The 1,903-nt window shown below is 47.8% G+C and carries 1 protein-coding gene; it reads left to right on the top strand.

Annotation, left to right across the window (positions count from 1 at the left end; translation table 11 throughout):
* Window positions 1-407 precede the first annotated feature (407 nt).
* Window positions 408-1,820, top strand: a complete 1,413-nt coding sequence (gene ltrA / locus JMF85_RS27725) for a group II intron reverse transcriptase/maturase (protein WP_127610829.1) — start codon at window positions 408-410, stop codon at window positions 1,818-1,820.
* Window positions 1,821-1,903: the final 83 nt, after the last annotated feature.

Raw genomic sequence — 1,903 nt, 5'->3', positions numbered from 1 at the left:
TTTGTGCGCCACGCATGGCGACTAACTAGGCGGTGAAAGTCCGCTGTGGGGGTTTGTAGTTACCAACCACTAGCCAAGAGCAAGGGTGTCCATCGCGAGGTGGAATCTGAAGGAAGCTGGAGGCAAAATTCCGACCCGAGGAACACGAACATCATCAGGCATAAGGTATGGGATGAGCTTGCAAAACAAAGCGAAGTCCAATCAACTACACGGACGTACCATTGTAAATGATGCGGGTGCATGGAAGGAAAGTGAGTCGTCTTACCGTGGGAGGTCTCATGGACGTGAGGAGATGGACTTCGAATCACGGTTGAAACAAGATTTATCATGAGAAGTCAGCAGACGCCATAGTACCTTCTGCCGTCGACAGCAGAAGGGAAGGGCTGAACCTTAGGAGGTGATCATCAATGAATGTTACCAGAACAGGAGCAAAGGGCAGCCAACTTCGAAAAGAAGGCTCCACGCAGAAAGATAGTGCGGAACACGAAGGATATGCGGGAGTGCACATTCCTGAGAGGATAGCTGAAAAGGACGATGCCAACACAAGCAAGTCGGGGGATAAGTTGCTTGAGAAGATCGTGAGCCGAGACAACCTGAACGAAGCGTTCAAGCGAGTCAAAGCGAATAAGGGAACGCACGGAGTCGACGGGATGGGAGTAGATGAACTTCTACAATATCTCAGAGAAAACGGTGAAACCATCAAACAACAAATCCTGGACGGCAAATACCGTCCAAATCCCGTTCGACGGGTCGAAATCCCGAAAGAGAACGGAAAGAAAAGAAATCTGGGAATCCCAACGGTGGTGGACCGATTCATCCAGCAGGCTATTGCCCAAGTGTTGACACCGATCTACGAAAAGCAATTTTCGGAGAACAGTTACGGCTTCCGCCCGAAACGGAAAGCACACGATGCGATCCGGAAAAGTCAGGTGAATATTGATGATGGCTATGAACATGTCGTCGACATGGATCTGGAGAAATACTTCGATACGGTCAACCAAAGTAAGCTGATCGAAGTGCTGTCTAGAACCATAAAGGACGGACGAGTCATATCGCTCATTCACAAATATCTGAAGGCTGGCGTGGTCGTTAAACACAAATTCGAAGAAACGGAACTCGGCGTGCCACAGGGAGGGAACCTAAGTCCAATCCTGAGCAACATCATGTTAAATGAATTGGATATGGAACTAGAGAAGAGAGGACATCGTTTCGTTCGTTATGCAGACGACATGCTCATCTTCTGCAAGAGCAGAAGGAGCGCGGAACGAACATTGACAAATATCCTCCCCTTCATCGAACAGAAATTGCTCCTCAGGGTGAATCGAGAAAAGACGGTTGTGGATGAAGCGAAAAGAATAAAGTTTCTTGGCTTCTCATTCTATAGCCGAAAGGGACAAACAAAGGTCAGGATACATCCTAAATCGATCTCCAAGATGAAAGCCAAAGTAAAAGAGCTGACGTCGAGAAGTAACGGTATGGGGAACGATGACCGGGCAATGAAACTCAAACGGTACATCACGGGGTGGGTGAACTACTTCAAGATTGCCGATATGAAGAAGTTGCTCCAAACGACGGACGAATGGATGCGAAGGCGAATTCGAATGATTTTCTGGAAACAATGGAAACGGGTGAGAACAAGATTCGATAGATTGAAGTCACTTGGAATCCATGATCAGAAGGCATGGGAATACGCAAACACAAGAAAGGGCTATTGGCGAACGTCCAACAGCCCGATCCTCGCAACATCCCTCAACAACACCACAATTAAGAATCTGGGATTCCTATTCTTTTCAGATTATTACCGGCAAGTCACTGTGTAAACTTAGGAACCGCCGTATACCGAACGGTACGTACGGTGGTGTGGGAGGTCGGCTACTCAAATAATGAGTAGCCTCCTACCCGA

It is taken from the genome of Paenibacillus sp. EPM92, assembly GCF_016586185.1.
GTDB lineage: Bacteria > Bacillota > Bacilli > Paenibacillales > NBRC-103111 > Paenibacillus_G > Paenibacillus_G validus.
Note: the sequence above shows the minus strand (reverse complement) of the source record. Positions and strands in the feature narration are given on the sequence as shown.

What these genes read in the sequence shown, in the direction of transcription:
- ltrA (WP_127610829.1), top strand. Translation starts at nt 408, where the DNA reads ATGAATGTTACCAGAACAGGAGCAAAGGGCAGCCAACTTCGAAAAGAA.